A 25,525-nucleotide genomic window follows, 5' to 3' on the forward strand; every position below is an offset into this window, starting at 1 on the left:
ATCGAAGGGGTTGATGTTGGCCGCCCGCCCCTCCTCGTTGGTATGCACGATCAGCTCCATGCCCGCTTCCGCCGCCATGCGGTTGCGGAATTGGATCATCTCCTTGAACTTCCAGGTGGTGTCGATATGCATCAGCGGAAACGGCGGCGTACCCGGATAGAAGGCCTTGCGCGCCAGGTGCAGCATCACCGAGGAGTCCTTGCCGATGGAGTACATCATCACCGGATGGCGGAACTCGGCGGCCACCTCACGAATGATATGGATCGATTCCGCCTCGAGTTGCTTGAGGTGGGTCTGGCGTTCGGGGGTTAAGGCGGCTATATCGTTCATTGCACTACCAAGTTAGTTAAGGGTGTAGCAAAAATCATTAAAAAAACGCGCTATGACTTTATTTATTCATTCTAAAACGCACGACCAATTAGACATAAAAAACCTTACAGGACATTCAAAACCTAGAAACAACGTTATGCTTTTACTTTCCCGAACGATTCCTTAGAAAAGAAAACTTCCTAATAAGAAACATCTTAAGGAGCTGTATAAATAAAGAAAAAAGCTCCTGGAAGGAAAAAGAAGGCAAACTAGAGAAAATGTTAGCAGCTGCCTTGCTGGCAAAGTATGTCGCCAAGCGACTATTTCCTTTACGAGAATAGTACTGCATTATCCAATACTGCGTATTAATCGAGTGCGCTTTTCTCTTTCTGTCATCGACTAAGGACCAGACCCCCCCTTCATGACGGCGATAAACTGCTGGAATGATTTGAGGAAGAAATTTTGATCCCCCAAACTCCCCAAGCCGGCTCAAGAAAAAATCGTCACCATTTATAACTTGAGACTGTTCAGGAGGCACTTCACCAAGCTTATTAACAAACATTGCTGAAAGGGTTAGGACATAGACACCGCGTTGTAGATCAAATGCTGAGAAGTCGAACTTCTGGTTGGCAGGCAATTTAGATTCACGAACAACGATACCGTTTTCTATCACGCACGCGTCGTGACCACACACAGAAAAATCTGGATTATTTTCTAAAAATTCAGCTTGTACCTGTAGCTTGTTTTCATCAAGCCAATAGTCGTCACCTTCACAAAATGCGATATACTTACCCCGAACCAAATGAGAAGTAAAAATCCCTGGCTTTTTCCCCTGTGAATATTGATTTTCTCTCTGCAACACCCCCCTTATGATAGAGGGATATCGTTCCATGTACTCATAAATTATCTTATCGGTGCCATCGGTCGATGCATCATCATGTATAATTATTTCAAATGGAAAAGTAGTACGCTGCATTAAGAAGCCATTTATAGCATCGCGAATATATCCCGCATGATTATAAGCATTACATTTAATAGAAACTAAGGGTGATGATGTATCTCCTTCCCAGCGGGAGGTTATTTCATCTTGTTCCAACGGCTCAGGCGGCCTTGGAGCATGGTCTCCAAGACAAAACCCTACTCGAAAAATACATTCGCGTTCTCTTTCACTCATTATCCCACCACTAAAATTTCGAAATAAGTCAGCAAGTTTCGGGTTAAGGTCAAGCATGCCTACGCTTGGGCATAACTTTACGAATCACGGGAAATCGCCCACCTACCATTTCAAAAAACAAACCACACCCCGGAACTTTAAACACAAAGCAAAGTAAAATATAAAACACTCCCCCTAAAACACCATATAACAAAATCTCAAGCAAAGGAGGAAAATAAGACAACTGAACAGCCCAAAAAGCAACGCCACTTATGATAGCAGACACTATGAACGCCGGAAAAAAATCTTTAACCTGTTCGACTGTGGAATAACTTATCAATTTATCAGAGTAGTAGCTATTGGGAAGATAGGCTAAAACACCCAAAAATATTTGCCCAATTAATATTCCAACAACACCAAACCTATAACTAACAAACAGAATTGAAAACGTCATGATCTTCTTGAAAACAGATATCCCGAGATACAAGTCAGACCTACCTTTTACCTTAAGAATATTTAAGTTAATCGCATGTAGTGGGTATAGCAAACTAGCAATGCACATGAGCTGTAGGTATGCAATCGCAGGACTCCACCGATCTGGAAATGCCACTTCAAAAATTGGAGACGCAAGTGCAGCAGTCATAGTAATGCATGGGAACAATACGAAGGTAGTGACACATAGAACTTTCCTATATCCTTCTTTTAATCTTTCATCTTCGTCTTGAAGCTTAGAAAGGGCAGGATAAGTGACTTTCTGTATTGCTCGCACAAGCTGATCTATCACTAATTCTTTTATGCGGTGTGCAAAGTAATAGAGCCCTGCAACAGCCGCACCAAAAATACTAGCTATAACCAAGACATAAATATTTTTTGCCACCAGAGAAAGAAAACTGGCCAAAAACAATTTATACCCAAAAGAATATAACTCTTTTAGCACCTTAAAATCAAAAGATAAGCTGGGCCGCCAATTTTGCATCCACCATAAAAAAGCAGCCAAAAGTAGCGAGTTAAACAATAGTTGAACAATTAGCGCCCAGACGCCCCCCCCAGAATAAGCGACAAAAACCGCAACAATCCCTGAGATAAAGCTTGCAGGTATTGATGCTTTTAGTTGAAGTCTAAAATTGAGATCACGAGTTAGCACCGCACTTTGTATTATATGAAAAGAATTGATGAGCACAACCATACCTGCCACACGGACAAGCAGAGTTATCCTTTCTTCATCATAGAAAGATGCAATATATGGAGCGGATCCATAAAGGATAAAGTAAGCTAAAATACCTAAAGAAATATTTGCATAAAATGCAGTATTCAAATCATCTTGATCAACCACTTTCTTTCTTATCACTGCCTGCTTTATGCCCGACTCCATTAGCGAAGAAGCAATAGTAACAAAAACAGAGATCATCGCCAGCAAACCAAAATCTTCTGGAAGCAGCAACCGCGCAAGCAACAATGTTACCAGCAAGCTTATTCCTCGCTTGCTAGCCTGTTCTAAGAATGTCCAGAAAATACCGCTTACGGTGCGAGCCCTTAACAAGGTGTCATTCCTCAATATAACAATAGTCACTCACAGTGATATCAGCACTATGAATCATGAAATTCATTTTTCCGCAGTATTCGTGCAGGGTTTCCTGCAACGACCTCATACTTAGCGACATCTTTTATAACTACTGACCCTGCCCCCACACTCGAGAAGCACCCTAATGAGCTAGCTTTACCAGAAGGCACAATGGCGCCTTGCCCAATAAACACCCCTCTGCCTAGAGTAAGATATGCCCCCACCACACACAGACCAGCGACAAAGCAACCCTCATTAATTATCGAGTGATGACATATCAGAGAATTATCACAGACAATGGAAAACTTTTTAATAGTAGCTTTTGCCTGGACCGCGACATTTCTTTTAAGTATCACACCTTCTTCGATAGTAGCACTAGGCGACACTTCAGCTAGGGGATGAATAAGTGAAGGAATAACACCACCATTTATAACTATGCTCTCTGCAGTCTCCAACCTCACCTGATTGTTACCCATGGATAGCGCAAAGTTTTTCCCCTGTGCGTCTCCCCCTGTGGCTAACAGCGAGTCAACAGAGCTGATGATCTCTACACCATGAAAGTCTTCACCATTGCGTTCATCATTGTAGTGATAAAGCCCTCTCACCTCATAACCACAAGTTTGAGCCAGTTCGATAATAACCGCCGTATATGGCCCCACACCTATTACATAAATATCATCCTTCATGCTCAAGCTCGCAAATTACAGAGCGTCTTTTGCCCGATGCCAACACCGGGATATCACTAACGACTTTCACCTCCACTTCAGCCTCCTCGCCAAATATTTTTGTTACACAATCAACGATCACCTTATCATCCATAGGACGATAGAGGTTTAATTTAACAATGTAACGACTGGAGTCTTTTTGAATGAACTGCCATTGCTTAATCTCAGGATACACTCTCAAAGTCCGGGATAAAGTAATGGGATGTATGGGCTCACCTGCAGCGCTGTACACTACATCCTGCCTACGGCCATATATGGCAGACAAAAATGCAAAACCATCGTGGGTATCTGCTGCGCGCCCCATAATACCGGTGTCGCCAGTGTCGTAACGGATCATTGGGAAAGCATAGTTAAAGAGGTCTGTCACTACGATCCTACCCAACTCCCCCGGTTCGGCTGGCAGATCACAGTCCAGCTTAAGAATTTCAAAATAGTAACTGGCATGATTTAGTTTGAAGGCATCATCACCGGCTAGTTGCTGAGCCAGCACGCCCTGCTCTTCATTAGAGTAGCGAGAAACGATATCTATATTAAGAAGCTTCTCAACTTTTTCTTTTGTATCGTCATGCAAGTGCTCTGAAATGGCGATAAGCGACTTGAGTGTCTTGATCTTTCCAAGCGAAAGAGAATTATTGGTGACAAAGTTCACGAGCTGTGATAGCCAGCTAGCATAACCGATTACTGCAACTGCACTCTTCCTGTCAATGAACTCCAACAGTTCACTTAAACGCTCGTCGCCCATTGAGCTAGCGTCAAACTTATACACATTGTCCTTAAAAGATTTCAAGCGATCAGCGCTATTATGGACATTAAATGCCTGCAGCTGAACGAGCGGCTCGTGGGATTGATACCCCGCCTGCTCTCCAAAATATTTTAAGTCAGCAATTCTTCTCGCACGCTTTCGAGTATCCTGAGGAACTTTAAACACCATACCAGTTGATCCGCTGGTCTTGGCGATATGCAAGGGACCGTTTTGATATGGTACCAATGCAGGAGGCACGCAAACTTCCTCGTAGCTTTCTATCAAAATCTGCTTATTAACCACAGGAAAGTCACTAAGCTCCTTACCCACCAACTTTTTATAGAATAGCGAATTACTGGTAGCGTAATTAAGAAGGTCTCTTATTCTTTTACTTTGCCGTTCCCTAACCAGGCTTGGTTCGGACAGCTCATCACGTATTTCATCAAGGTTGGAACCAATACCTTGGCTTTTAATGCGGTCACGTGAAAAAAAAATAGCCCTTCTCAAACTCCCACCTAAACTCATAGCACTCCCTCGCCTAAGCTACTAGCCGAAATATCAACCACCGAAGCAGCGATTAGCCTTTGGTCATCTTCAGACAGACCATGAAAAATTGGCAAACATATAATACGACTCGAAACATCACGTGAAATAGTAGAGTCGACGGCTCTACCATACGAAACAACATCCAATGATGGATAAAAATAACGCCTTGCGGAAATATTCTTTGAGCGAAAATGATCTAGTGTGGAAATCAGTTCCCGCTGATCTTTAAGCATCATTGGAAAATATGCATAATTATATGAAGCAAAATGATTACGATGCTGCAGCTTAACTCTGTCCTTTAACGCTTCTTCATAAGTATGCCAGATTTTTTCTCTACCCTTTAGATTTACATCAATCTCATCTAGCACACATAGCCCCATCGCTGCCTGAAACTCGCTCATTTTGGCATTGATCCCGACATCAGTAATTTCTTCGGGTGAGGCAAGGCCAAAATTAGTCATCCTGCGAGCACGTTCCAAATCTTCTTTATGTTTGAAGATAATGGCGCCGCCTTCAATGGAGTGAAACAGCTTGGTTGCATGAAAGCTAAGGGTAGTGGCATCTCCATGACTCAGCAGGCTATTCCCTTTGTAGGTAACACCGAATGCATGGGCACCATCGTAGATGACCTTTAAGCCATGGCGTTGCGCAATAGTATCTATGGCCTCAACGTCACAGGCATTACCAAAGACATGAACAGGTACAATTGCCTTGGTAGCCGAGGTGATGGCTACTTCTATATTGGCGGGATCAAGACACCAGGTATCAGGATCTATATCGACAAACACCGGCTCCACGCCCTCCCACTTGAGCGAGCTTGCGGTTGCTATATAGGTAAATGGGGTAGTAATAGCTTCGCTTGATTCATTACCGCTAACATTTAGCGCACGATAGGCTATCTGTAAGGCAAGAGTACCATTACCAACAAGCAGCAGATTCTCCACACCCAAATACGCTTCTAGCCGCTGCGTCAACTCCTGCACCAGAGGCCCATTGTTGGTTAGCCAGGCGCGCTCATAGATACCATCGATATATCGGTCTAACTTTTCACGGCTTGGCAAATAGGGCTTGGTAACAGGGATCATAACGATGCGACCTAAAATAATTTCAAAGGAAAAAATAAATTAATCTTCGTCGATTAATGAAAGAAGATATTTTCCATAACCGTTCTTGGAAAGCTTATCGCCAGCAGCTTTAAGCTGCTCAGTTGTCATCCAGCCGTTGCGCCAAGAAATCTCTTCCAAACAGGCGATTTTATAGCCCTGGCGCTTCTCGATCGTCTCAACGAACTGAGCAGCTTCCAACAGGCTCTCATGGGTCCCTGTATCCAACCAGGCAAAGCCACGCCCCAGCTGCTGAACGCTTAAGTCCCCACGCTCAAGGTATGCCTGGTTTACGCTGGTGATTTCCAGCTCACCACGGTGTGAAGGTTTTACCTGCTTAGCAATTTCAATAACGTCATTGTCGTAGAAGTAGAGCCCCGTGACCGCATAATTAGATTTAGGCTTGTCAGGTTTCTCTTCGATCGAGAGCGCGCGTTTCTGCTTATCAAACTGAACCACGCCAAAGCGCTCAGGGTCTTTGACCTGGTAGCCAAATACCGTTGCCCCCGACTCTTTCTCTGCTGCGCTTATCAGCTTGGGACTGAAGCCTTGTCCGTAGAAAATATTATCACCTAGGACCAAACAGACATTGTCTTGACCAATAAAGTCTTCGCCAATAAGAAATGCTTGTGCCAACCCATCGGGGCTTGGCTGTTCAGCATAGGTTATATTGACTCCAAACTGATGTCCATCACCTAATAAACGACGGAAACTCTCGTTCTCTTCAGGCGTGGTAATCACCAGCACATCGCGGATACCCGCCAGCATCAACACCGATAGGGGATAATAGATCATCGGCTTATCATAGATAGGCAGCAGCTGCTTGGAGACCCCCATGGTAATAGGGTAAAGGCGCGTTCCGCTACCACCAGCAAGAATGATACCTTTCATAATATTCCCTATCCCTTATTCCTAGATATAACAGAAGCAGAAAACTCGAGAACCTTTTGCTTATTAGTCTCGAGAGATTCAGTAGCATCCAGCGTGAGAACATCAACTCCATATTTCTGCAATACGGAATGCATTTTCGCTTTGTTCGCTTTCGATCTTTCAATAAATTCAGTTACTTCTTTTTCTCCAGCATAATAAAACCAATCATTTCCAGCACCAGGATTTTGAGAGCTTCTTATTTTTAAGTTTTTAATGATATAAGATGTGGGTGCATCAAAAAAAATTACCGCACGATTATCAAAAAAACGCTGTAAAACATTATACTTCCCCTTCGCCCCTTCTTTAGTGAGTTCTTCATGATACCAAAGAAGTTCCTGGGAGAAGTTATGCGTCACACCATCTTCTGAAAATAGGCCACGAGCCAATTTCGTGTGTCGAAAGTAGACATCTGCCGCCATTTCCTTAAGAAAGAAGTCATAAAGGGCTACTTTTCTCTGAAGAACACCTTTAACTGAGCGAATATTTTCATATTTTTTATTCAGAAGATTTTCTACAAGTGCGGCATCTTCGTCATTCAACAAGGAAAAACTGCTGCCTTGATAGGTGCTAATTTTTTTTACTTCTTTCCTGAAAAACCAATTACCCTCTAGTTCAGGTTGGAGGTGGTTGTAAAAGTAAGACTTCCCAACTCCCGATGGCCCTACAAGCTCGACAATACTTCCTAAAGAGGGGTGCTGACGTTTATCAAGCGCTAAGTCTTTGGGTATCTTACTTAACTGTATGCCATTTGTTAACAATAGCTTGTTCAGTAGCGAAGTAAGTTGCATACACTCCTCCTTATCTTACTTCACATAGAGCTAAGCGGAACCAACACCCAGCCTTTCGCGCTGGTAGCTGCCATCCTGGACTCGGCGGCACCACTCGAGGTTTTGCAGATACCACTCAACTGTCTTGCGGATCCCCGTCTCGAAGGTTTCCGCGGGTGTCCAGCCAAGCTCACGCGCTATCTTGCTTGCGTCGATGGCGTAGCGCAGGTCATGCCCTGGGCGGTCAGGCACGAAAGTAATCAGTGATTGGTAGGGAGAGTGAGCAGAGGGCGACAGCTCGTCGAGCAGCTCACACAGGGCATACACCACATCGATATTACGCTTCTCGTTGTGCCCACCAATATTATAGGTCTCCCCCGGCGTGCCCTGGGTCACCACCAGGTAGAGCGCTCGGGCATGATCCTCCACGTACAGCCAGTCGCGGATCTGCTCCCCTTTCCCGTAGACAGGCAGCGGCTTGCCTTCCAGGGCATTGAGGATCACCAGCGGGATCAGTTTTTCGGGAAAGTGATAAGGCCCGTAGTTATTGGAGCAATTGGTAATCAGTGTCGGCAGGCCATAGGTCCGTGACCAGGCACGCACCAGGTGGTCCGAGCTCGCCTTGCTTGCTGAGTAGGGTGAACTAGGCGCGTAGGCGGTCTGCTCGGTAAACAGGCCTTCCGGCCCGTCCAGATCCCCGTACACTTCATCGGTGGAGATATGGTGCAGCCGAAACAGTGCTTGGCGATCGGTGTTCAAGCTCTGCCAGTAGCGGCGTGCCACCTCGAGCAAGGTGTACGTGCCGACGATGTTGGTCTCGATAAAGGCCGCTGGGCCGTCGATGGAGCGGTCTACATGGCTTTCAGCCGCCAGATGCATGACCGCATCGGGCTGGTGCCGTTCGAATACGTCAGCCAGGGCTTGCTGATCGCACACATCGACTTGCTCGAAGGCGTAACGAGGGTTATCGGCGACGGACTGCAACGACTCGAGGTTACCCGCATAGGTAAGCTTGTCGACATTCACCACCTGGTCATCGGTGTGATCAATTACATGGCGAATGACCGCCGAGCCTATGAAGCCAGCGCCACCGGTAATCAACAGTTTCATAACGGCCCTTCTGTCATCCTGACATTGCTAACGTTGGTAGTTACGCCGACGTGATGTGGCGGCCGACAGAGTAGTAGGTGAAGCCTTTATTGCGCATGCGTGCGGGCTGGAACATATTGCGCCCATCAAACAGGGTCGCCTGGCTGAGCTGAGACTTGATGAGATCGAAGTCCGGAGCGCGGAAACTCTGCCATTCGGTAACGATCACCAAGGCATCCGCGCCCTTGAGAGCCGCTTCCTTGGTACCGCATAGGGTCAGGTCATCACGATTGCCGTAGAGGCGCTGGGTCTCTTCCATGGCTTCGGGATCGTACGCCTGGACCTTGGCGCCAGCCTGCCACAGGGCTTCCATCAGCACGCGGCTGGGGGCTTCGCGCATATCATCGGTGTTAGGCTTGAAGGAGAGCCCCCACACGGCAAAGGTCTTGCCTTCGAGATGCCCGTCAAAGTGGCGATGAATCTTGGCAAACAGCGTGGTCTTCTGCTCCTGGTTACGCGCTTCGACGGCCTTGAGCACCTTGGCGTCGAAATCGATATCGCCGGCGGTACGAATCAGCGCCTGAACATCCTTGGGGAAACATGAACCACCGTAGCCTACGCCAGGATAGATGAAGTGGTAGCCGATACGCGGGTCGGAGCCAATGCCCTGGCGGACCATCTCGATATCGGCCCCGAGCCGTTCGGCCAGGTTAGCCATCTCGTTCATGAAACTGATCTTGGTGGCGAGCATGCAGTTGGCGGCATACTTGGTCAGCTCAGCGCTGCGCACATCCATGACAATGATCTTGTCGTGGTTGCGGTTGAACGGCGCGTAGAGCTCACGCATCACCTCAATCGTCGCCTCGCTCTCGGTGCCAATAATGATGCGGTCGGGCTTCTGGCAGTCGGCGACGGCGCTGCCCTCTTTCAGAAACTCCGGATTGGACACAACGTCGAAACCCAGGTCGGCGCGGTCACGCTTGGCGAGCACCTCCGCCACCTTGGCCTTCACCTTGTCGGCGGTGCCCACAGGTACCGTCGACTTGTCGATGATGATCTGGTCGCGTTGCATATGCTCGGCAATGGTGCCGGCGACTGCGAGCACGTACTTCAGATCGGCAGAGCCATCTTCGTCCGGCGGGGTGCCGACGGCGATGAACTGCACCTCACCGTGCTTTACACCTGCCTCGGCGTCGGTAGTGAACTCCAGCCGTCCTGCGGCGTAGTTTTCGCGCACCAAGGGCTCCAGCCCCGGCTCATAGATCGGGATATGCCCCTGCTTGAGGCGCTCTACCTTGCTAGCATCCACATCGACGCACACCACGTGGTGACCCACGTCGGCAAGAATAGCGCCCTGTACCAACCCAACATAACCTGTTCCAAAAACCGTGACGTTCATGTCACTCCTTCCATGCTCTAGACGACAGCGCTCCACTGCGCATGTTTAGGCAGCCTCGCTAGACTCTGTCCGGAAGCTGGCTGGCTCGCCGACTTCTCAGGCAGAGCCTAGTGCCAGGCCTTACACCTGGTAGTAATCGCGGTACCAGGCAACGAAGTTCGCCACCCCCTGTTCAACGGGGGTGGCCGGTTTATAATCGACGGCCTTCTCGAGCTCGCTGCTGTCGGCGTAGGTATCTGGCACATCGCCCGGCTGCAGTGGCAACAGGTCTTTCTTGGCCGGCTTGTCGAGCGCCGCCTCGATCGCTTCGATGTAGGCACTCAACTTCACGGGGTCGTTGTTGCCGATATTGAACAGTCGATAGGGCGCATTGCTGGTCGCCGGGTCTGGGTCATCGCTGTCCCAGTCGGGATTCGCCGTTGCCACCTGGTCGCTGGCCCGTATTACGCCCTCGACGATATCATCGACATAGGTGAAGTCGCGGGTATGATTGCCATGGTTGAACACCGGGATCGGCTCATCGGCCAGGATGTTCTTGGTGAACTTGAATAGCGCCATGTCCGGCCGCCCCCAGGGTCCATAGACCGTAAAGAAGCGCAGCCCGGTGGTGGGCAGGCCGAATAGATGGCTGTAACTGTGCGCCATCATCTCATTCGCTTTCTTGGTGGCCGCGTAGAACTGCAGGGGGTGGTTAGCACCTTCATGCTCGGAGAACGGCATCTTGGTGTTGGCCCCATAGACGCTGCTGGTGCTGGCATAGGTGAGGTGCTGCACCTCAGCGTAGCGGCAGGCCTCCAGGATATTGGTAAAGGCTACGATATTGCTCTCGACGTAGCTATGCGGATTCTCCAGCGAGTAGCGTACGCCAGCTTGAGCCGCCAGATGGATGACCCGCTCGATGCCATGCTCATTGAAGCAGTCGTTCACCGCCTGCTGATTGGCGAGATTGTCGCGCACGAAGTGGTAGTCGCTGCCGGTGCGCTTGGCGGTTTCTTCCAGTATCGCTAGTCGCGCTTCCTTGATGTTGGGGTCGTAGTAGTCGTTGACGCTATCGAAGCCCACCACGCTATCACCGCGCTCTAACAACCGCTTGACGGTATGAAAGCCGATAAACCCGGCGCTGCCTGTCACAAGTATTTTCATGAAATCACAACCTGAATATAGAACTAGCGATAGTTATAGAAGTAGTAGCCGTAATGCCCTGAGGCCGTCGATGCCTTGCGCTCCATGGCATTCAGGATAGCGCCCTGTACGACAAGACCATTGCCTTCCAAGCGACGCTTGGCGGCCATGATCTCACGCACCGGGTTGGTTTCGAAGCGGGCCACCAGCAGGGTGGTATCACACTGTTTACCCACCACGCTGGCATCCGTGACGGCCAATACCGGCGGCGTATCGACGATGATCAGGTCGAACTGCTGGCTGAGCGTTTCCATGGCCTCGGCGAAGCGCGGCTGCATCAGTAGTTCGGAAGGGTTGGGCGGCGCGGTACCTCGCGTTACCACCCAGTAGTTATCGATCCCGGTCGGCTGGATGATCTCGTCAAGCGGCATCTGGCCAGCCAGATAATCTGCAAGACCATTCTCGCTCTTCTTGCCGAAAGCGTGGTGAATATGGCCTTTACGCAGATCGGCGTCGACGATCAATACCCGCTTGCCTGCCTGAGCGCTCACGGCACCCAGGTTGATGCTGACGAAACTCTTGCCGACACCGGGGCTTGGACCAGTGATCATCAAGCGGTTATTGCGCCCTTCGAGCATCGCAAAGTGCAGGCTGGTACGCAGCCCGCGCAGTGCCTCCAGCGCCAGGTCGGAGGGTTCACGTTCGGCCAGCACCCCCACCACAATGTCCTGGGCGGGTTTGCGACGCTTGCGCTTGACCTTCCTTGCCAACTTGTTCTGGGCGGTCGACAGCGGGATGGTGGCATACACCGGCAGGCCGGCAGCCTCTATCTGATCGGGAGAGTCGACGCCGCGGCGCAGCAGCTCCCGCAACAGCACACCCCCGACGGCGAGAATAAAGCCCACCAGCGTCAACAGCACCGTCGTTCTTGCTTTGCTGGGGGCTATCTGTCCGCTGATTACCGCGCGATCAATGATGCGAATATTACCGATCGTCCCCGCCCGAGCGACCTGCAGCTCCTGCATCTTGTTCAGGACGTTGACGTAGATGGCCTGGGTCACTTCAACATCCCGCGTACGGCGCACCACTTCCTGCTGGGCTGCCGGCAGCTCGTTAACCCGCGCATTGAGCTCGACGCGGTCCTGCTCGATCTGACGCTTCTGGCGCATGAGCGCCTGGTAGCTGGGGTGACTGGGCGTATAGCGCTGGGCCAGCTCCGCCTCCTGGAACTCCAGCTCGTTTAGGCGGGTGTCCAGTTCGATATAGCGCTGAATAGCCGCCTGAGCCTCGCTGTTCAAGTCCACGCTGTCGAGGTTGGCGCGATACTCATTGAGGTTCTGCTCAGCGTTCACTAACTGTTCACGCAGCTCAGGGGCCTGCTGCTCCAAAAACTCCAGACTCTGCTGCGCCTGAGCAGACTGCCGCTCGACGTTCTGGGTAAGAAATGTCTCAGCGACCGCATCAAGCGTCTGGGTAATCTCTTGCGTATCTGGCCCTATCATGGTCATACGCAACATGCCCGTGGATGAGCCTCGGCCTGCTGCCTCAACGACCTGCAGACGGCCGCCGATAGAGCGAATGGCGGCAGTGCGATGCTGCTTGAGCAGCTGGAATCGCCCCCCTACGGCAGCGTCGAAATTGTCGATGGTCAATTCCAGGTCGCCATCAAGGAAGGTTTCGGGCTCGCCAATACGGCCGTTGCCTACCGCTTCACCGTTAACCAGCACGCGATAGCGGTCATCGATGATCCGCTCGACCAGTATCTGCTGGCCCCGGCGGCGCTCGGCCAACTCGAAGCGCGGCACGTCGATGCTCTCGTTACCCCAGATATGCGGTTGGCCCTCCATAAAGGGCGGGCGAGGAATATTCCGGCGTAGAACAAAGTTGCCGATAACCGGCACTTCTACTGGCCGAATAATAATATCTTGATTCAAACGGTCTACTACCTGCCCAAGCACCATGCGAGACTGCAGTATCTGCAGCTCGGCTGGGGTATTCAGCTCTTCTGCACCGATCACATTACCTACGTCACCCAGCGGGCTGACGGTAGAGCGTCGCTCAACCTGGACCAGAGCATCTGACTGGTAGATAGGCGTTGCCAGCATGCCGTGAATTATGCCTACTACTGCAAATAGGCCAGTAATAAAGATAATCAACCACTTATGGTCGAACAGCACACCAATCATACGCCCCAAGTCGATGGTTTCCTCGGGTGGGGCTTGAGTCACAGGCTTATCGGACATTGGGCTCTACTTCACAAAGTGGAAAAGGAAAATGTTGGGCACCGCTTTACGTGGCCTGGCTTTCATAACCTTGACGCCCATCCCTCGGTCGCTTGCACCAATAGTTGGTGTACATGCTTGAACACCTCGTGGCTTTTACGGTAGGGGTCGGGAATATCGCGCCCCTTGCCATCGTCGAGCCACTGACCAAGCCGCAGCGTCTTGCCCAGCATCTCCGGCCAGCGGTTGGCAATTTCTCGACGCTGACCGTCGCTCATGACCAGCACCAGGTCAGCGTTGACGATCATCTCGGCGTCTAACTGGCGGGCTTGATGAGTGTCGAGCTCGAGCCCCTCGGCTTGGCCCAGGCGCAGGGCATTAGGCTCCACCCCTTGCCCAACCATCGCGCCTAGGCCTGCAGAATCGAAACGGACATCAGGCCGCTTGCGGGCCAACATCGCCGCAGCCACCGGGCTGCGACAGATATTGCCGGTACATACCACCAGGACATGGTTGAACATCGTTAGAGCAGATCTTGCAGATTGTCGCTGGAGCCACGGATATTACCCGGCAGCCCGATCGACGGTAGCAGCAAGCTGATCACACGGTTCCAGCGTGCCAGCGGTGCTGTGGTCACGTAGACGATATCGCGCGGCTCAAGCTGGAACCCTCCCGCCAGGGCGAAGGCCGTGGCGTCGTTGACGTCCAACTGATAGACCGTCGCCAACTTATCACTGGTCTCGGGCTGGCGACGCAGTACGAAGATACCTGAAGGATCAGCGGTAATTTCATTGATCCCACCCGCCCGTGAGATGGCGTCCGAAAGCGACAAGCGCTCGCGATTCATTGATAGATTACCCGGTGAACGCACCTGACCCATCATGGCAATGCCCTGGTTTTCGGCGGTGGGAACGTGAAGGATGTCGCCATCCTGCAGCAGGCGGTTCTGGCGCTGGTCTCCTTCGCTAAGCAGCGCATACAGCGACAGGCGCTCCTCCTGACCATCGCGGATAAAAGTGAGATCGTGCCAGAATGCTGCACCTGTAGGGCCACCCACTTCGCTGATGGCATCGATGATGGTCATTGGCACATTGGTAATCGGCCGAACTCCTGGGCTGTCCACCGCACCGGTTACATAGACCTTTTGCGAGTTGAAGGCCGCCACGAATACATCGACCTGAGGGTCGGTGAGATACTCGGAGAGCCCTCGCGTCAACTGCACCCGAATCTCGTCGGCGTTCTTGCCCGCCACGTTGATGCGCCCCAGGAATGGATAGAAGATAGTGCCATCCGCGCGGACCTGATTGCCAGCTTCTGCCGCGCTACGCTCGGCCCCCGCTGGAATCGTCAGCTCCGGATGGTCGTAGACCACGATGCTCAAGACATCGCCGGGGCCAACGTTGTACTCGTAATCGGAAATCTGACGGCGCAGGTCGTCCGGCACAGGGCTGACGCGTCGCTCTGCACGCTCCATCGAATGGATAAGTTCAGGGGTGATCGGCTCGATGTCTACCAGTTGCGCTAGATCTGGCGCATCCCCGGTATCGTAATCCATGTGTCCGCCGGGAGCGATGGCGCAGCCTCCGAGCGTCAGTATCGCAACTAGCGTCAAGATGTGGCGTGAAGCAGTTAAAGTACGCATTGGCCGTTCCCCCATTCCTTCAATTGTCGTTTGGTGCCTTGTCCCTGGCGACCTTATCCAGGCACGCTACCGCCCCGAGGTGTACGGCACATCCCCGAGGCCTGAAGCGTCAGTACGCTTTCATATGCTGCTTGTCTCAATTGGCAACAGGTGGCTCACATAAGACCCTGTCGTCACATTGATGTCTGTTCTCTTCAAGACGTATCCAGAGTGAACCGCTTCTCGAGGCCTGTAAGGCCCACGACCGGCCATCTACACGACAGCCCCCGAATAACGTCCTTGTCGATATTTGGCGTTACTGCTCCGACGCCTACTTTCACTGCCTGACACCCTGCCAAGCTCTAAGCCAACCTAGCGATTCTTGGGTGAGTAGTACGCAACATTCGCAACGACGGGCTCCTCGTGGCATCTGGGCTCAACAGTGGGGTCACTCATCGTTTGCCAGCTAGGAGTGATATCGGCCGTGGGCTGGGCTGCTTGATCACTTGCTAGCGTCTCTGTAGATGGCAGCGGGTCGCATATTGTATTGGGGCGAGCCGCTTTCGGCTGATGAGCCACGACATCAGACTGCGGATGATATTCGGTTGGGGCATCTATCAGGATTCGCCGGATACGCTCTGCATCCTGGTTCATGCAGGCGGCATTCAGATCGAGCAGAATGGCTTCCAGCGCCTCCCAGCTAAGCGATGCCTCGCTGGCCGTCATGATGCGCGGGTGGCCTGTCTTGCCCACGGCCTCGGTCACCAGCAGCTCTTCATAGAGCTTTTCTCCAGGCCGCAATCCGGTAAATATGATCGATATATCGCCCTTACTGCCCCCCTCGGCCAACTCCTGGTGCTGCCTGCGCTGCTTTCTAGGCGTTGAGGAATTGGGCGATGCCCCAGACTGGGGGAAGTGTGGCTCAAGGCCAGTCAAGCGCACCATACGGGTGGCCAACTCGACGATCCGCACAGGCTTGCCCATATCGAGCACGAATACATCGCCCCCCTTGGCCATCCCACCTGCCTGAATGACCAGTTGGGCAGCTTCGGGGATGGTCATGAAATAGCGCGTGATTTCAGGGTGCGTAACGGTAATCGGGCCACCGTTCTCGATCTGCTTGCGAAACAGCGGGACGACCGAGCCAGAGGAGCCCAGCACATTGCCGAAACGGACCATAGAGAAGCGCGTCTTCTGCTGGGAGGACGCCATCGCCTGACAGACCAGTTCCGCCATGCGCTTGCTGGCCCCCATCACATTGGTGGGCCTGACCGCCTTGTCGGTGGAGACCAGCACCATGTCGTCGACACGCGCGGCAATGGCAGCCTTGGCCACGGCCAACGTGCCAAAGACATTGTTGAGCACGCCCTCACCAGGATTGTGCTCAACCATCGGCACGTGCTTGTAGGCTGCCGCGTGGTAAACAGTGCGCACCTCATAATCGCACATGAGCCTCTTGATACGTTCCCCATCGCGCACTGAAGCAAGCAGAGGCGTGAACTCCACATCGATTGACTCTGCGGCAGCGATGCGCTGCAGATCGAGTTCGATGCGGTACAGCGAGTATTCGGAGAGCTCGACAAGCAGCAGCTGCCGGGGTTGCTGACGCAGAATCTGCCGACACAGCTCACTACCGATTGAGCCTCCGGCACCGGTGACCATGACGACCTTACCGCTGATGTTGGCCCCCATCAGGGATTGCACGGGGGGGACCGGATCGCGACCCAGCAGGTCTTCCACCGCCACATCACGCAGCTCGTTGAATTTGGCCTTGCCGGAAATGACGTCGGCCATGTCAGGGATGGTCTGAACGGGAATCGAGAGCGGCTCCAACGACTCGATTATCTCCTGGCGGCGGGCACGGGTGGCCTCGGGCACGGCCAGCAGGAGCTTCTCTACCCCATAGTTATTAACCAGGCGTCCAGTATCGTCCGGGGAGTGCACCCTCAAACCTTGCACGTGGGTACCCTGGAGGCGTGGGGCAAAGTCGACGAACCCCACAGGCTCATAGTCGCGCCCATGGCGAAGTGACATCACTAGCTGGCGCCCCGCAGCACCGGCTCCATAGATCAACACGCGCGTCTTGAGTCTCTGCTGGCCACGCTGGTATAGCAGACGCAGTGCAAGCCGCACGCCGCCAATGGTCAGCAATGCCAGCATGATGTAGATAAAGGGTACTGAGCGAGGAATCGACAGGTCAAAAACGCTGCTCACAATGCCCAGCGTTAACGCCGACCCTATGACCCCTGCCATGATCGCTTGAAAGGCCTTCAGGCCCATGTAGCGGATAATGGAACGGTAAAAGCCCAGCTTGACGAAAATGATCAAGCTAACCGGCACCACCACAGGCAGCGCGACCCACACATCCGGATCAGCGAGAAACCGCATGGAGTCCAGACGCAGCAGCATAGCGGCAAAGAAGCTGGCCACGATAAGTAATGCGTCAGCAATCAGCTGTATGAGCTGCTTGCGGCGTCGCGGCAAACCAAACAACTTTTTCAGTATATCTGTCATCCTGTGTCCCTTTGCCGAGCCATGCTAGCGCGAGGCTTTCCCTGAGCCATAAGACAGGTGATTCACCATCAATGTAACATCACACACCCCTCAGTGTAACATTAAGTATCTCAAGTCGCGAGCCATAATACGCTTAGGGAAGTAATACCGCTGTCATCAAAAGCCGCTCTCCAGGACGGAACCGCCCGCTCGGACTAGCCTGAGCGTGGCCGCAAGCAGGCGAGTGGGGTATGCTAGCGGCCTGTCATGACGCTACTCGTCGCCGCGCCTCCACGATGTTAGGCCAAGGTCATATATAGACCAGGCGGCTCGGCGACGCTCCTCTTTTTCGCTACATTCAACGCAAGGTGCCTGTTGAGACCGATGGACGCACAGTACACGCCCTTTGACATCGAACGTGACGCCCAGCAGTACTGGGACAAGAACCAGTGCTTCAAGGCAATAGAAGACGCCAGCCGCGAGAAATTCTACTGCCTGTCGATGTTCCCCTACCCCAGCGGCAAGCTGCACATGGGGCACGTGCGCAACTACACCATCGGCGACGTGGTCTCGCGCTTCCAGCGCATGCAGGGCAAGAACGTCATGCAGCCGATGGGCTGGGACGCCTTCGGCATGCCGGCGGAGAATGCCGCGATCAAGAATCAGGTACCGCCTGCCAAGTGGACCTACGAGAACATCGACTACATGCGCAACCAGTTGAAGGCGCTGGGCTTCGCCTATGACTGGAACCGCGAGTTTGCTACCTGCGACAGCGACTATTATCGCTGGGAGCAGTGGTTCTTCACCAAGCTGCTGGAGAAGGGCCTGGTCTACAAGAAGATGTCGACGGTCAACTGGGATCCGGTCGACCAGACCGTACTCGCCAACGAGCAGGTGATCGACGGCTGCGGCTGGCGGTCCGGGGCGCCGGTGGAGCGCAAGGAGATCCCGCTGTGGTTCCTCAAGATCACCGACTACGCCGATGAGCTGCTCGCCGATCTCGACAAGGTCGAGTGGCCCGAGCAGGTCAAGACCATGCAGCGCAACTGGATCGGCAAGTCGCGCGGCGTCGAACTGGCATTCGACATCAAGGCCGCCGACGGCACCGACGTCGAGCCGGTCAGCGTCTATACCACCCGCCCCGACACCCTGATGGGCGTGACCTATATGGCAGTGGCCGCCGGCCACCCGCTGGCCAAGGCCGCCGCTTCAGGCAATGCCGAGCTGGCTGCATTCTGCGAGGAGTGCGCCCACGGCGGCACCTCCGAAGCGGAACTGGCCACCAAGGACAAGAAAGGCATGCCCACCGGGCATGTCGCCGTGCATCCGCTCACCGGCCGCGAAGTACCGGTCTACGTGGCCAACTTCGTGCTGATGGAATTTGGCACCGGGGCGGTGATGGCGGTGCCCGGCCACGACCAGCGCGACTGGGAGTTTGCCACCAAGTACGGCTTGCCCATCGAGGCGGTGATCGCCGACCAGGACGGTCAGGCCCCGGACCTCTCCGAGGGGGCCTATGTCGAGCATGGCCGGCTGATCAACTCCGGTGAATTCGACGGCCTAGAGTTCGAGGCGGCCTTCGATGCCATCGCCGCCAGGCTCAAGCAGCAAGGCGTTGGCGAGGTCAAGATCAACTTCCGGCTCCGCGACTGGGGCGTGGCACGCCAGCGCTACTGGGGGGCGCCGATTCCGGTCAAGTACGGTCCCGAGGGCCAGACCGTGCCGCTCAGCGATGACGAACTGCCGGTGGCGCTGCCGATGGAAGTCACCGTCGACGCCTCAGGCTCGCCGCTCAAGAAGATGCCCGAGTTCTCCGATCTCGGCGACGGCTGGCTGCGCGAGACCGATACCTTCGACACCTTCATGGAGTCGTCGTGGTACTACGCGCGCTTCTGCTGCGCCGACAACCACGAGGCGATGCTCGACGAGCGCGCCAACTACTGGCTGCCCGTCGATCTCTACATCGGTGGCATCGAACACGCCATCCTGCACCTGCTCTACGCGCGCTTCTTCCACAAGCTGATGCGCGACTTCGGGCTGGTCGACAGCGATGAGCCCTTCCAGCAGCTGCTGACCCAGGGCATGGTGATCGCCGAAACCTACTATCGCCTTGAGTCCAACGGCGCCAAGACCTGGTTCAACCCCGCCGATGTCGAGGTCAAGCGCGATGACAAGGGCCGTCCGCTGAGCGCGGTGCTGATCGAAGATGGCCAGCCGGTGGAGATGGGGGGCATCGAGAAGATGTCCAAGTCGAAGAACAACGGCGTCGACCCGCAGTCGATGATCGACCGCTTCGGGGCCGATACCGTGCGGCTGTTCATGATGTTCGCCGCACCGCCCGAGCAGTCGCTGGAGTGGTCCGACTCCGGCGTCGAGGGCGCCCACCGCTTCCTCAAGCGGCTGTGGCGTCTGGTCAACGAGCACCTCGCCGCCGGCACGCCCGGCCCGCTGGACACCACGTCGCTCAACGACGCCCAGCGTGACCTGCGCCGCAAGACCCACGAGACGATCAAGAAGGCCAGCGACGATATCGGCCGGCGCACCACCTTCAACACCGCCATTGCAGCGGTGATGGAGCTGACTAACGCCTTGGGCCGATTCCACAACGAGGGTGAGGCCACCAGCCCCCAGGATCTGGCGGTAGCGCGCGAAGCGGTGGAAGCCTGTGTACTGCTGCTGGCACCGATTACACCCCACGCCTGCCACGCGCTGTGGGCGGCGCTGGGTCATGCCGAACCCGCTATCGACGCAGCCTGGCCGAGCCTCGATGAATCAGCCCTGGCCCGCGATACCATCGAGCTGGTGGTGCAGGTCAACGGTAAGCTGCGCGCGCGCCTTGAGGTGCCGGCAGACGCCGACAAGGCCAGCATCGAGGCCGAGGCCCTGGCCAACGATAACGTCCAGCGCCACACCGACGGCAAGACGCTACGCAAGGTCATCGTGGTGCCGGGCAAGCTGGTCAATATCGTCGCCAACTAGGCCCGCGTCCATCGTCTACCTACAAGGAGTGTTGCATGCAGCGTCGTCGCTTTCTCCACCTGACCCTGGCCGCCGGCGCTGGCCTGGCGCTTTCCGGCTGCGGCTTTCGGCTACGCGGGCTAGATGCCTCGACGGTGTCGTTGGACAGCATCGCCCTGGTCGCCGCCGACACCGACCTGACCCCCGCGGTGCAGGCGGCACTGGAGAGTGCCGACACCGCCATTCGCGACGACGCGCCGCTACGCCTCAATCTCGGCGGCGAGTCGTTCCGCGAGAGCCGTCGCACCTTCGGTAGCGCAGCCAGTCGCGAAATCGAGATGACCCTGACTGCACCTTTCTCGGTGCAGCGCCAGCGCGACAACGCCTACCTGCTCGACCAGCAGCAGCTCGAGGTGAGCACCAATTTCAGCATCAGCGACGATAACCTGCTGGCCCAGGACGATATCCGCGAAGAGGCTCGCCAGGAACTGCGCCAGGAGGCCGCGCGCCGACTGCTCGATCGCCTGCGCGCCCTCGACAACCAACCGGCTTCGTGACACGACGCTGCCGGGTGACGCCACTCCCCCGTAAGGTGCCTGCGTGAAGATCTTCCCCGACAAGCTGCCCGAGGCGATTGCCAAGAAGCTGCCGCCGGTGGTGATGGTGACCGGTGATGAGCCGTTGATCCATATGGAGGCCTGCGATGCCGTACGCACCGCCGCGCGCCAGCAGGGCATCGAGGAGCGCGAAGTGCTGCACGTCGAAAGCGGCTTTCAGTGGGGGCGGCTTACCGAATCCGCCGCCAGCCTGTCGCTGTTCGCCTCGCGCAAACTGATCGAGCTGCGTCTCGGCAGCCAGGCGGCCGGCCAGGAAGGCGGCCGCGCCCTGGAGGCCTACGCCGAGCAGGCCAGTGGCAGCGACAACGTGCTGCTGCTCAGCGCCGGCAAGCTGGACCGCAAGCAGCAGCAGAGCAAGTGGTTCAAGGCGCTGGACAAGATTGGGCTGTTCGTCCCGGTATGGCCGGTGGACCACCAGCGACTGGGCTACTGGATGCGCGATCGCGCCGGCCGCCACGGCCTGCAGCTCGATATGGAGGCCGCCAAGCTGCTCGGCGAGCGTACCGAGGGCAACCTGCTGGCCGCCGATCAGGCGTTGCAGAAACTGGCGCTGCTGATGCCTCCCGGGGCCCGCCTCAACGCCGAGGCGATCGCCAGCGGTGTCGACGATAGCGCCCGCTACGATGTCTTCACCCTGGCCGAGGCTTGCCTGCGCGGCGAGCGTGAGCGGGTCTCGCGGATCGTGCGTGGCCTGCGCCAGGAGGGCGTCGAGGCGCCAATCATGCTGTGGGCGCTGACCCGCGAACTGCGCATCCTGCTGTCGCTCTATCAGCATCTCGACCAGGGCCAGAGCTTCGAACACGCCTGCAAGGCGCAGAAACCGCCGATCTTCGACAAGCGTCGTCCCGCCTATCAGCAGGCGCTCAATCGGCTGCCCCTCAAGCGCCTGCACAAGCTGCTGCTATTCGCCCAGCGCCTCGATCTGGCGATCAAGGGCGCCGCACCGCTGCCGCTGTGGGATGGCATCCACGATCTGGCACTGACGCTGGCCGGCGGCCGCGGCCTGCTGGCCGAGTCGCCGCTCTCCTATAAAGTGGGTTGATCCCCTCTACAGTTCGTTCTGATAACGCGCCAGCATGGTCGCCTGGCTCTCTGGCTCGCCACTGCCGCTGGTCTGGTCCTGGATCATCTGGCCCATGCTCGGCAGCACCGAGCGCTCGCGCCGACTCTCATCACTCCACAGCTTTGAGCGCATCAACGCCTTGGCGCAGTGCAGGTAGGCCTCCTCCAGCGTCACCCGGATCACCACCCGCGGCTCGCGACGCTCGTCTTCCACCTGCGCCAGCAGCGTTTCATCCACCGACACCTCGGCCGCACCGTTGATGCGCAGGCTCTCATCCACGCCGGGAATCAGGAACAGCAGCCCGAGGCGCCCGCTGGCGATGATATTGCTCAGCGAATCGAGGCGGTTGTTGCCCGGCGAGTCGGGGATCAGCAGCGTGGTATCGTCGAGCACCTTGGCGAAACCGGGCGCCCCGCCGCGCGGCGAAGCGTCCTGGTTGAGACCATCGCCACTGGCCAGCACCACGAAAGGCGACAGCGAAATGAAACGCCGGCAGTGATCATCCAGGCGGCTGAGCTGTTTTTGCAACGCACGCGGCTTGGCTGGCGGATACAGTGCTCGCAGTTCCTCGATAGAGCCAATCATCGTGATTCTCCCGACTGATACAACATGTTGGTATGCCTCCCGGCAGGCATGGCAGCGTTGCGTCCCGGCTTAGATACTCTGTTCCGCCATCGCCTGCTGGACGCCTTCAGCGACTCGCTGGTAGGCCGGTCGCGCCTCTAGGTTCTGCCAATAGCGCACAAACTCGGGCCGTTTGGGCAGGGTGCCAAACTGCATGCCCCAACCGATATGTGAGCCGACATAGATGTCCGCCGAACTGAAGTGCTCCCCTGCCAGATAGGGACGCTCCTTGACCGCAGCTGCCAAGACATCGACCACCGATTCGTAGGCACCGCACCCCAGCTGCATCTGCTGCTCTGGCCCCGGCTGGACACCACACTCCTTCAATGCAATGGCCGTCTCCAGCGGCCCTGCGGCGAAGAACAGCCATCGGTAATAGGCACCACGCTCCCCCGATGGCGGCGCCAGACCGGCCTCCGGAAAGGCATCGGCGAGATACGCGCAGATCGCCGCCGCCTCGGTGACCACTACCGAGCCGTGCTGAATCGCGGGCACCTTGCCCATCGGGTTGATCGCCAGATAGTCGGGGCTTTTCATCTCCGCCCCGTAAGCCAGCACCTCCTTACGGTAAGGCACTCCGATCTCTTCCAGCATCCAGTGCACAATGCCACCGCGTGACATCGGGTTCGTGTAAAAGACAATGTCCTGTTCCATGGTGATACGCCTCGCATCAGTGGGTGTGCTGGTAGCATAGCCCCCACTACTGTCAGATTGTGGCAGTAGCGTTGCTCGCCACATCTTGAGCAGTTCATGACGTCGCCGTGAGTATCGCTCCTCTCTCACCCTAGCGGTCTCTATACGATCGGCACGGAAGTGACGAAACCCCTGGCGCAACTCACACCAAGCCACCAGGATGCGCGTGGTCTCGAAGAAACCGATGGCGAAGGGCCAAATCAGCCGCGACGAACGACGGCTCTTGAGGTCGCAATAGCTGATCACGAGCTTATTCTGGCCACGAATTGCTTGCCGCAGTACGGCAAGATCGACCTGCTGGGGTTTATCCCAGCCGGGGCCGATCAGCAGCGTTGAGTCTTCCAGTCGATGGCGAAGCTCACGAGGCAACACCGCCGCGACCTTGGCCAGGGCTTCGCTGGCGGCCGTCCCCAACCCATCATCGGCACGCTGCTCCACCCATTTGAGCCCCAGTGACAGAGCTTCGATCTCCTCCTCGGAGAACATCAGCGGCGGCAGCATAAAGCCTGGCTTGAGTACATAACCTAGTCCCGGCTCGCCGTCGATCTCGGCCCCTACCGCCCTGAGAGCCTCGATATCCCGATACAGGGTTCGCAGCGAGATGCCCAACTCCTGGGCAAGCACTCTACCGCTCACCACACAGCGGTGGCGGCGCAGTGTCTGCATGAGGTCGAATAGCCGTGCGGCACGGGACATGATGGATCCACCGAACATCATCTGTTGGTGGATACTAGCACGGCGGCCTGGCTAACTCAGTTGGCAACGCCCAGCCGCGACACGAGCGTATAGTTGGCCTCCATGGCCATCAGTGCGGCCAGGAACAGCAGCACCGCCGGTGGCAGCAGCACGGTATAGATGATCGACAGGCGCTCCCAGGCCATGTGCATGAAGAAGGCCACGATCAGGCCGGCCTTGAGCAGCATGAACAGGGTGATCAAGCCCCACTTGGGTAACCCCTCGAGCCCCGAGATATCGACCAGATAGGAGAGTACGCTAAGCACGAACAGCCAGAGCCATACGCGCAGATAGACGCGCAGCTCGGGCTGGTGATGGCTATTGTGTTGATCCATCTCGACCTCCTACCACAAATAGAAGAACGCGAAGATAAATACCCACACCAGGTCGACGAAGTGCCAGTAGAGGCCCAGGCTCTCGACCATTCCGTAGCTGCCTTTGCGACCGGTCAGAAAGCCGGGCCGCTGACCGTCCAGCGAACCGCGCATGACCTTGACCGCCATGATCACGATGAAGATCACGCCGATGGTCACGTGGGTACCGTGAAAGCCGGTGATCAGAAAGAACACCGCACCGAACTGGGCCGCCCCCCAGGGGTTCTCCCAGGGCCGCACGCCCTCGCCGATCAGAATCGCCCACTCGAAGGCCTGCATGCCCACGAAACTGGCCCCCAACAGCGCCGTGATCAGCAGCAGTATGGCGGTCTTGCGACGATCGTTGGCGTAGCCGTACTTCACCGCCAGTGCCATGGTGCCGCTACTGCTGATCAGGATGAAGGTCATGATGGCGATCAGCAGCAGCGGTATCGACTGCCCCGCGATGGTCAGCGCGAACACCTCGCTGGCATCCGGCCAGGGCTCCACCGTTGACATGCGCAGCACCATGTAGCCGACCAGGAAGCAGGCGAAGATGAACACGTCGCTGAGGATGAACAGCCACATCATCGCCTTGCCCCAGGGCACATCGAACACCCGCCGGTCTACCGACCAGTCGCGGATCAGGCCGGCCGTGCCCTCGCGTTGCGGTGAGGCGTCGGAATCGTGAGTCGCCATG

The 25,525-nt window shown here is 55.4% G+C and carries 22 protein-coding genes; 3 read left to right on the forward strand and 19 right to left on the reverse strand.

All coding sequences use genetic code 11. From position 1 onward, the window contains the following. The 15 genes from IEI94_RS10280 to IEI94_RS10350 form a co-directional block, all read right to left on the reverse strand. Positions 1-330, reverse strand: a 330-nt coding sequence (locus IEI94_RS10280; protein WP_191167211.1) for a phosphoadenosine phosphosulfate reductase family protein, incomplete at its 3' end; no start/stop codon positions are given. Between the two features lie 142 nt (positions 331-472). Then, positions 473-1,540, reverse strand: a complete 1,068-nt coding sequence (locus tag IEI94_RS10285) for a glycosyltransferase (RefSeq protein WP_224750056.1) — start codon at positions 1,538-1,540, stop codon at positions 473-475. After that, the gene (locus IEI94_RS10290; RefSeq protein WP_191167212.1) at positions 1,533-3,002 is read right to left on the reverse strand and encodes a lipopolysaccharide biosynthesis protein; all 1,470 of its coding nucleotides are present in this window, start codon (positions 3,000-3,002) and stop codon (positions 1,533-1,535) included. The genes IEI94_RS10285 and IEI94_RS10290 overlap by 8 nt, the downstream gene beginning before the upstream one ends. A 47-nt stretch (positions 3,003-3,049) precedes the next feature. Next, positions 3,050-3,709: a transferase gene (locus IEI94_RS10295; RefSeq protein WP_191167213.1), complete on the reverse strand. Its 660-nt coding sequence runs from the start codon at positions 3,707-3,709 to the stop codon at positions 3,050-3,052. Then, a complete protein-coding gene (locus IEI94_RS10300; protein ID WP_191167214.1) occupies positions 3,699-5,015 on the reverse strand; it encodes a hypothetical protein in 1,317 nt (438 codons plus the stop codon). The genes IEI94_RS10295 and IEI94_RS10300 overlap by 11 nt, the downstream gene beginning before the upstream one ends. Next, the gene (locus tag IEI94_RS10305) at positions 5,012-6,121 is read right to left on the reverse strand and encodes a DegT/DnrJ/EryC1/StrS family aminotransferase (RefSeq protein ID WP_191167215.1); all 1,110 of its coding nucleotides are present in this window, start codon (positions 6,119-6,121) and stop codon (positions 5,012-5,014) included. Before IEI94_RS10305 ends, IEI94_RS10300 begins: the two co-directional genes overlap by 4 nt. A 39-nt stretch (positions 6,122-6,160) precedes the next feature. Continuing rightward, positions 6,161-7,030 (reverse strand): glucose-1-phosphate thymidylyltransferase RfbA, encoded by an 870-nt coding sequence (gene rfbA, locus IEI94_RS10310; RefSeq protein ID WP_191167216.1) that lies wholly within the window; start codon positions 7,028-7,030, stop codon positions 6,161-6,163. Positions 7,031-7,038: 8 nt separating this feature from the next. After that, entirely contained in the window at positions 7,039-7,857 is an 819-nt protein-coding gene (locus tag IEI94_RS10315; RefSeq protein WP_191167217.1) for a hypothetical protein, read from the reverse strand. Positions 7,858-7,887: 30 nt separating this feature from the next. Further along, entirely contained in the window at positions 7,888-8,946 is a 1,059-nt protein-coding gene (rfbB, locus tag IEI94_RS10320; protein ID WP_191167218.1) for a dTDP-glucose 4,6-dehydratase, read from the reverse strand. A 40-nt stretch (positions 8,947-8,986) separates the two neighbouring features. Next, positions 8,987-10,324, reverse strand: coding sequence for a UDP-glucose dehydrogenase family protein (locus IEI94_RS10325; RefSeq protein WP_191167219.1), 1,338 nt, complete (start codon positions 10,322-10,324; stop codon positions 8,987-8,989). Positions 10,325-10,444: 120 nt separating this feature from the next. Beyond that, on the reverse strand, positions 10,445-11,467 hold the full coding sequence (locus tag IEI94_RS10330) for an NAD-dependent epimerase (protein ID WP_191167220.1): 1,023 nt from the start codon (positions 11,465-11,467) through the stop codon (positions 10,445-10,447). A 23-nt stretch (positions 11,468-11,490) separates the two neighbouring features. After that, positions 11,491-13,689 (reverse strand): polysaccharide biosynthesis tyrosine autokinase, encoded by a 2,199-nt coding sequence (locus IEI94_RS10335; protein WP_191167221.1) that lies wholly within the window; start codon positions 13,687-13,689, stop codon positions 11,491-11,493. Between the two features lie 62 nt (positions 13,690-13,751). Further along, entirely contained in the window at positions 13,752-14,189 is a 438-nt protein-coding gene (locus IEI94_RS10340; protein ID WP_191167222.1) for a low molecular weight protein-tyrosine-phosphatase, read from the reverse strand. Between the two features lie 2 nt (positions 14,190-14,191). Then, positions 14,192-15,325 carry a polysaccharide export protein gene (locus tag IEI94_RS10345; protein ID WP_318153388.1) on the reverse strand — a complete coding sequence of 378 codons (1,134 nt, stop codon included), beginning with the start codon at positions 15,323-15,325 and terminating at the stop codon, positions 14,192-14,194. Between the two features lie 336 nt (positions 15,326-15,661). Then, positions 15,662-17,803, reverse strand: coding sequence for a polysaccharide biosynthesis protein (locus IEI94_RS10350; protein WP_191167224.1), 2,142 nt, complete (start codon positions 17,801-17,803; stop codon positions 15,662-15,664). 363 nt (positions 17,804-18,166) lie between these two features. Between IEI94_RS10350 and leuS the strand changes: the two genes are divergently transcribed. The 3 genes from leuS to holA are packed head-to-tail and all read left to right on the forward strand — an operon-like array spanning position 18,167 to position 22,399. Further along, positions 18,167-20,761 (forward strand): leucine--tRNA ligase, encoded by a 2,595-nt coding sequence (gene leuS / locus IEI94_RS10355; protein ID WP_191167225.1) that lies wholly within the window; start codon positions 18,167-18,169, stop codon positions 20,759-20,761. 35 nt (positions 20,762-20,796) lie between these two features. After that, positions 20,797-21,297, forward strand: coding sequence for an LPS assembly lipoprotein LptE (lptE, locus tag IEI94_RS10360; protein WP_191167226.1), 501 nt, complete (start codon positions 20,797-20,799; stop codon positions 21,295-21,297). Positions 21,298-21,340: 43 nt separating this feature from the next. Continuing rightward, entirely contained in the window at positions 21,341-22,399 is a 1,059-nt protein-coding gene (holA, locus tag IEI94_RS10365) for a DNA polymerase III subunit delta (RefSeq protein WP_191167227.1), read from the forward strand. 6 nt (positions 22,400-22,405) lie between these two features. Here the strand turns inward: holA and IEI94_RS10370 are convergent, their stop codons facing one another. From IEI94_RS10370 to IEI94_RS10385, 4 genes are all read right to left on the reverse strand, one after another. Further along, positions 22,406-23,005, reverse strand: coding sequence for a pyridoxamine 5'-phosphate oxidase family protein (locus IEI94_RS10370; protein ID WP_191167228.1), 600 nt, complete (start codon positions 23,003-23,005; stop codon positions 22,406-22,408). 69 nt (positions 23,006-23,074) lie between these two features. Further along, positions 23,075-24,433 (reverse strand): HTH domain-containing protein, encoded by a 1,359-nt coding sequence (locus IEI94_RS10375; protein WP_191167229.1) that lies wholly within the window; start codon positions 24,431-24,433, stop codon positions 23,075-23,077. Positions 24,434-24,489: 56 nt separating this feature from the next. Beyond that, entirely contained in the window at positions 24,490-24,807 is a 318-nt protein-coding gene (locus IEI94_RS10380; protein ID WP_191167230.1) for a cytochrome C oxidase subunit IV family protein, read from the reverse strand. 9 nt (positions 24,808-24,816) lie between these two features. Continuing rightward, entirely contained in the window at positions 24,817-25,524 is a 708-nt protein-coding gene (locus IEI94_RS10385) for a cytochrome c oxidase subunit 3 (RefSeq protein ID WP_224750057.1), read from the reverse strand. Between the last annotated feature and the right edge of the window lies 1 nt (position 25,525).

The organism is Halomonas sp. ML-15 (genome assembly GCF_014779595.1).
GTDB lineage: Bacteria > Pseudomonadota > Gammaproteobacteria > Pseudomonadales > Halomonadaceae > Franzmannia.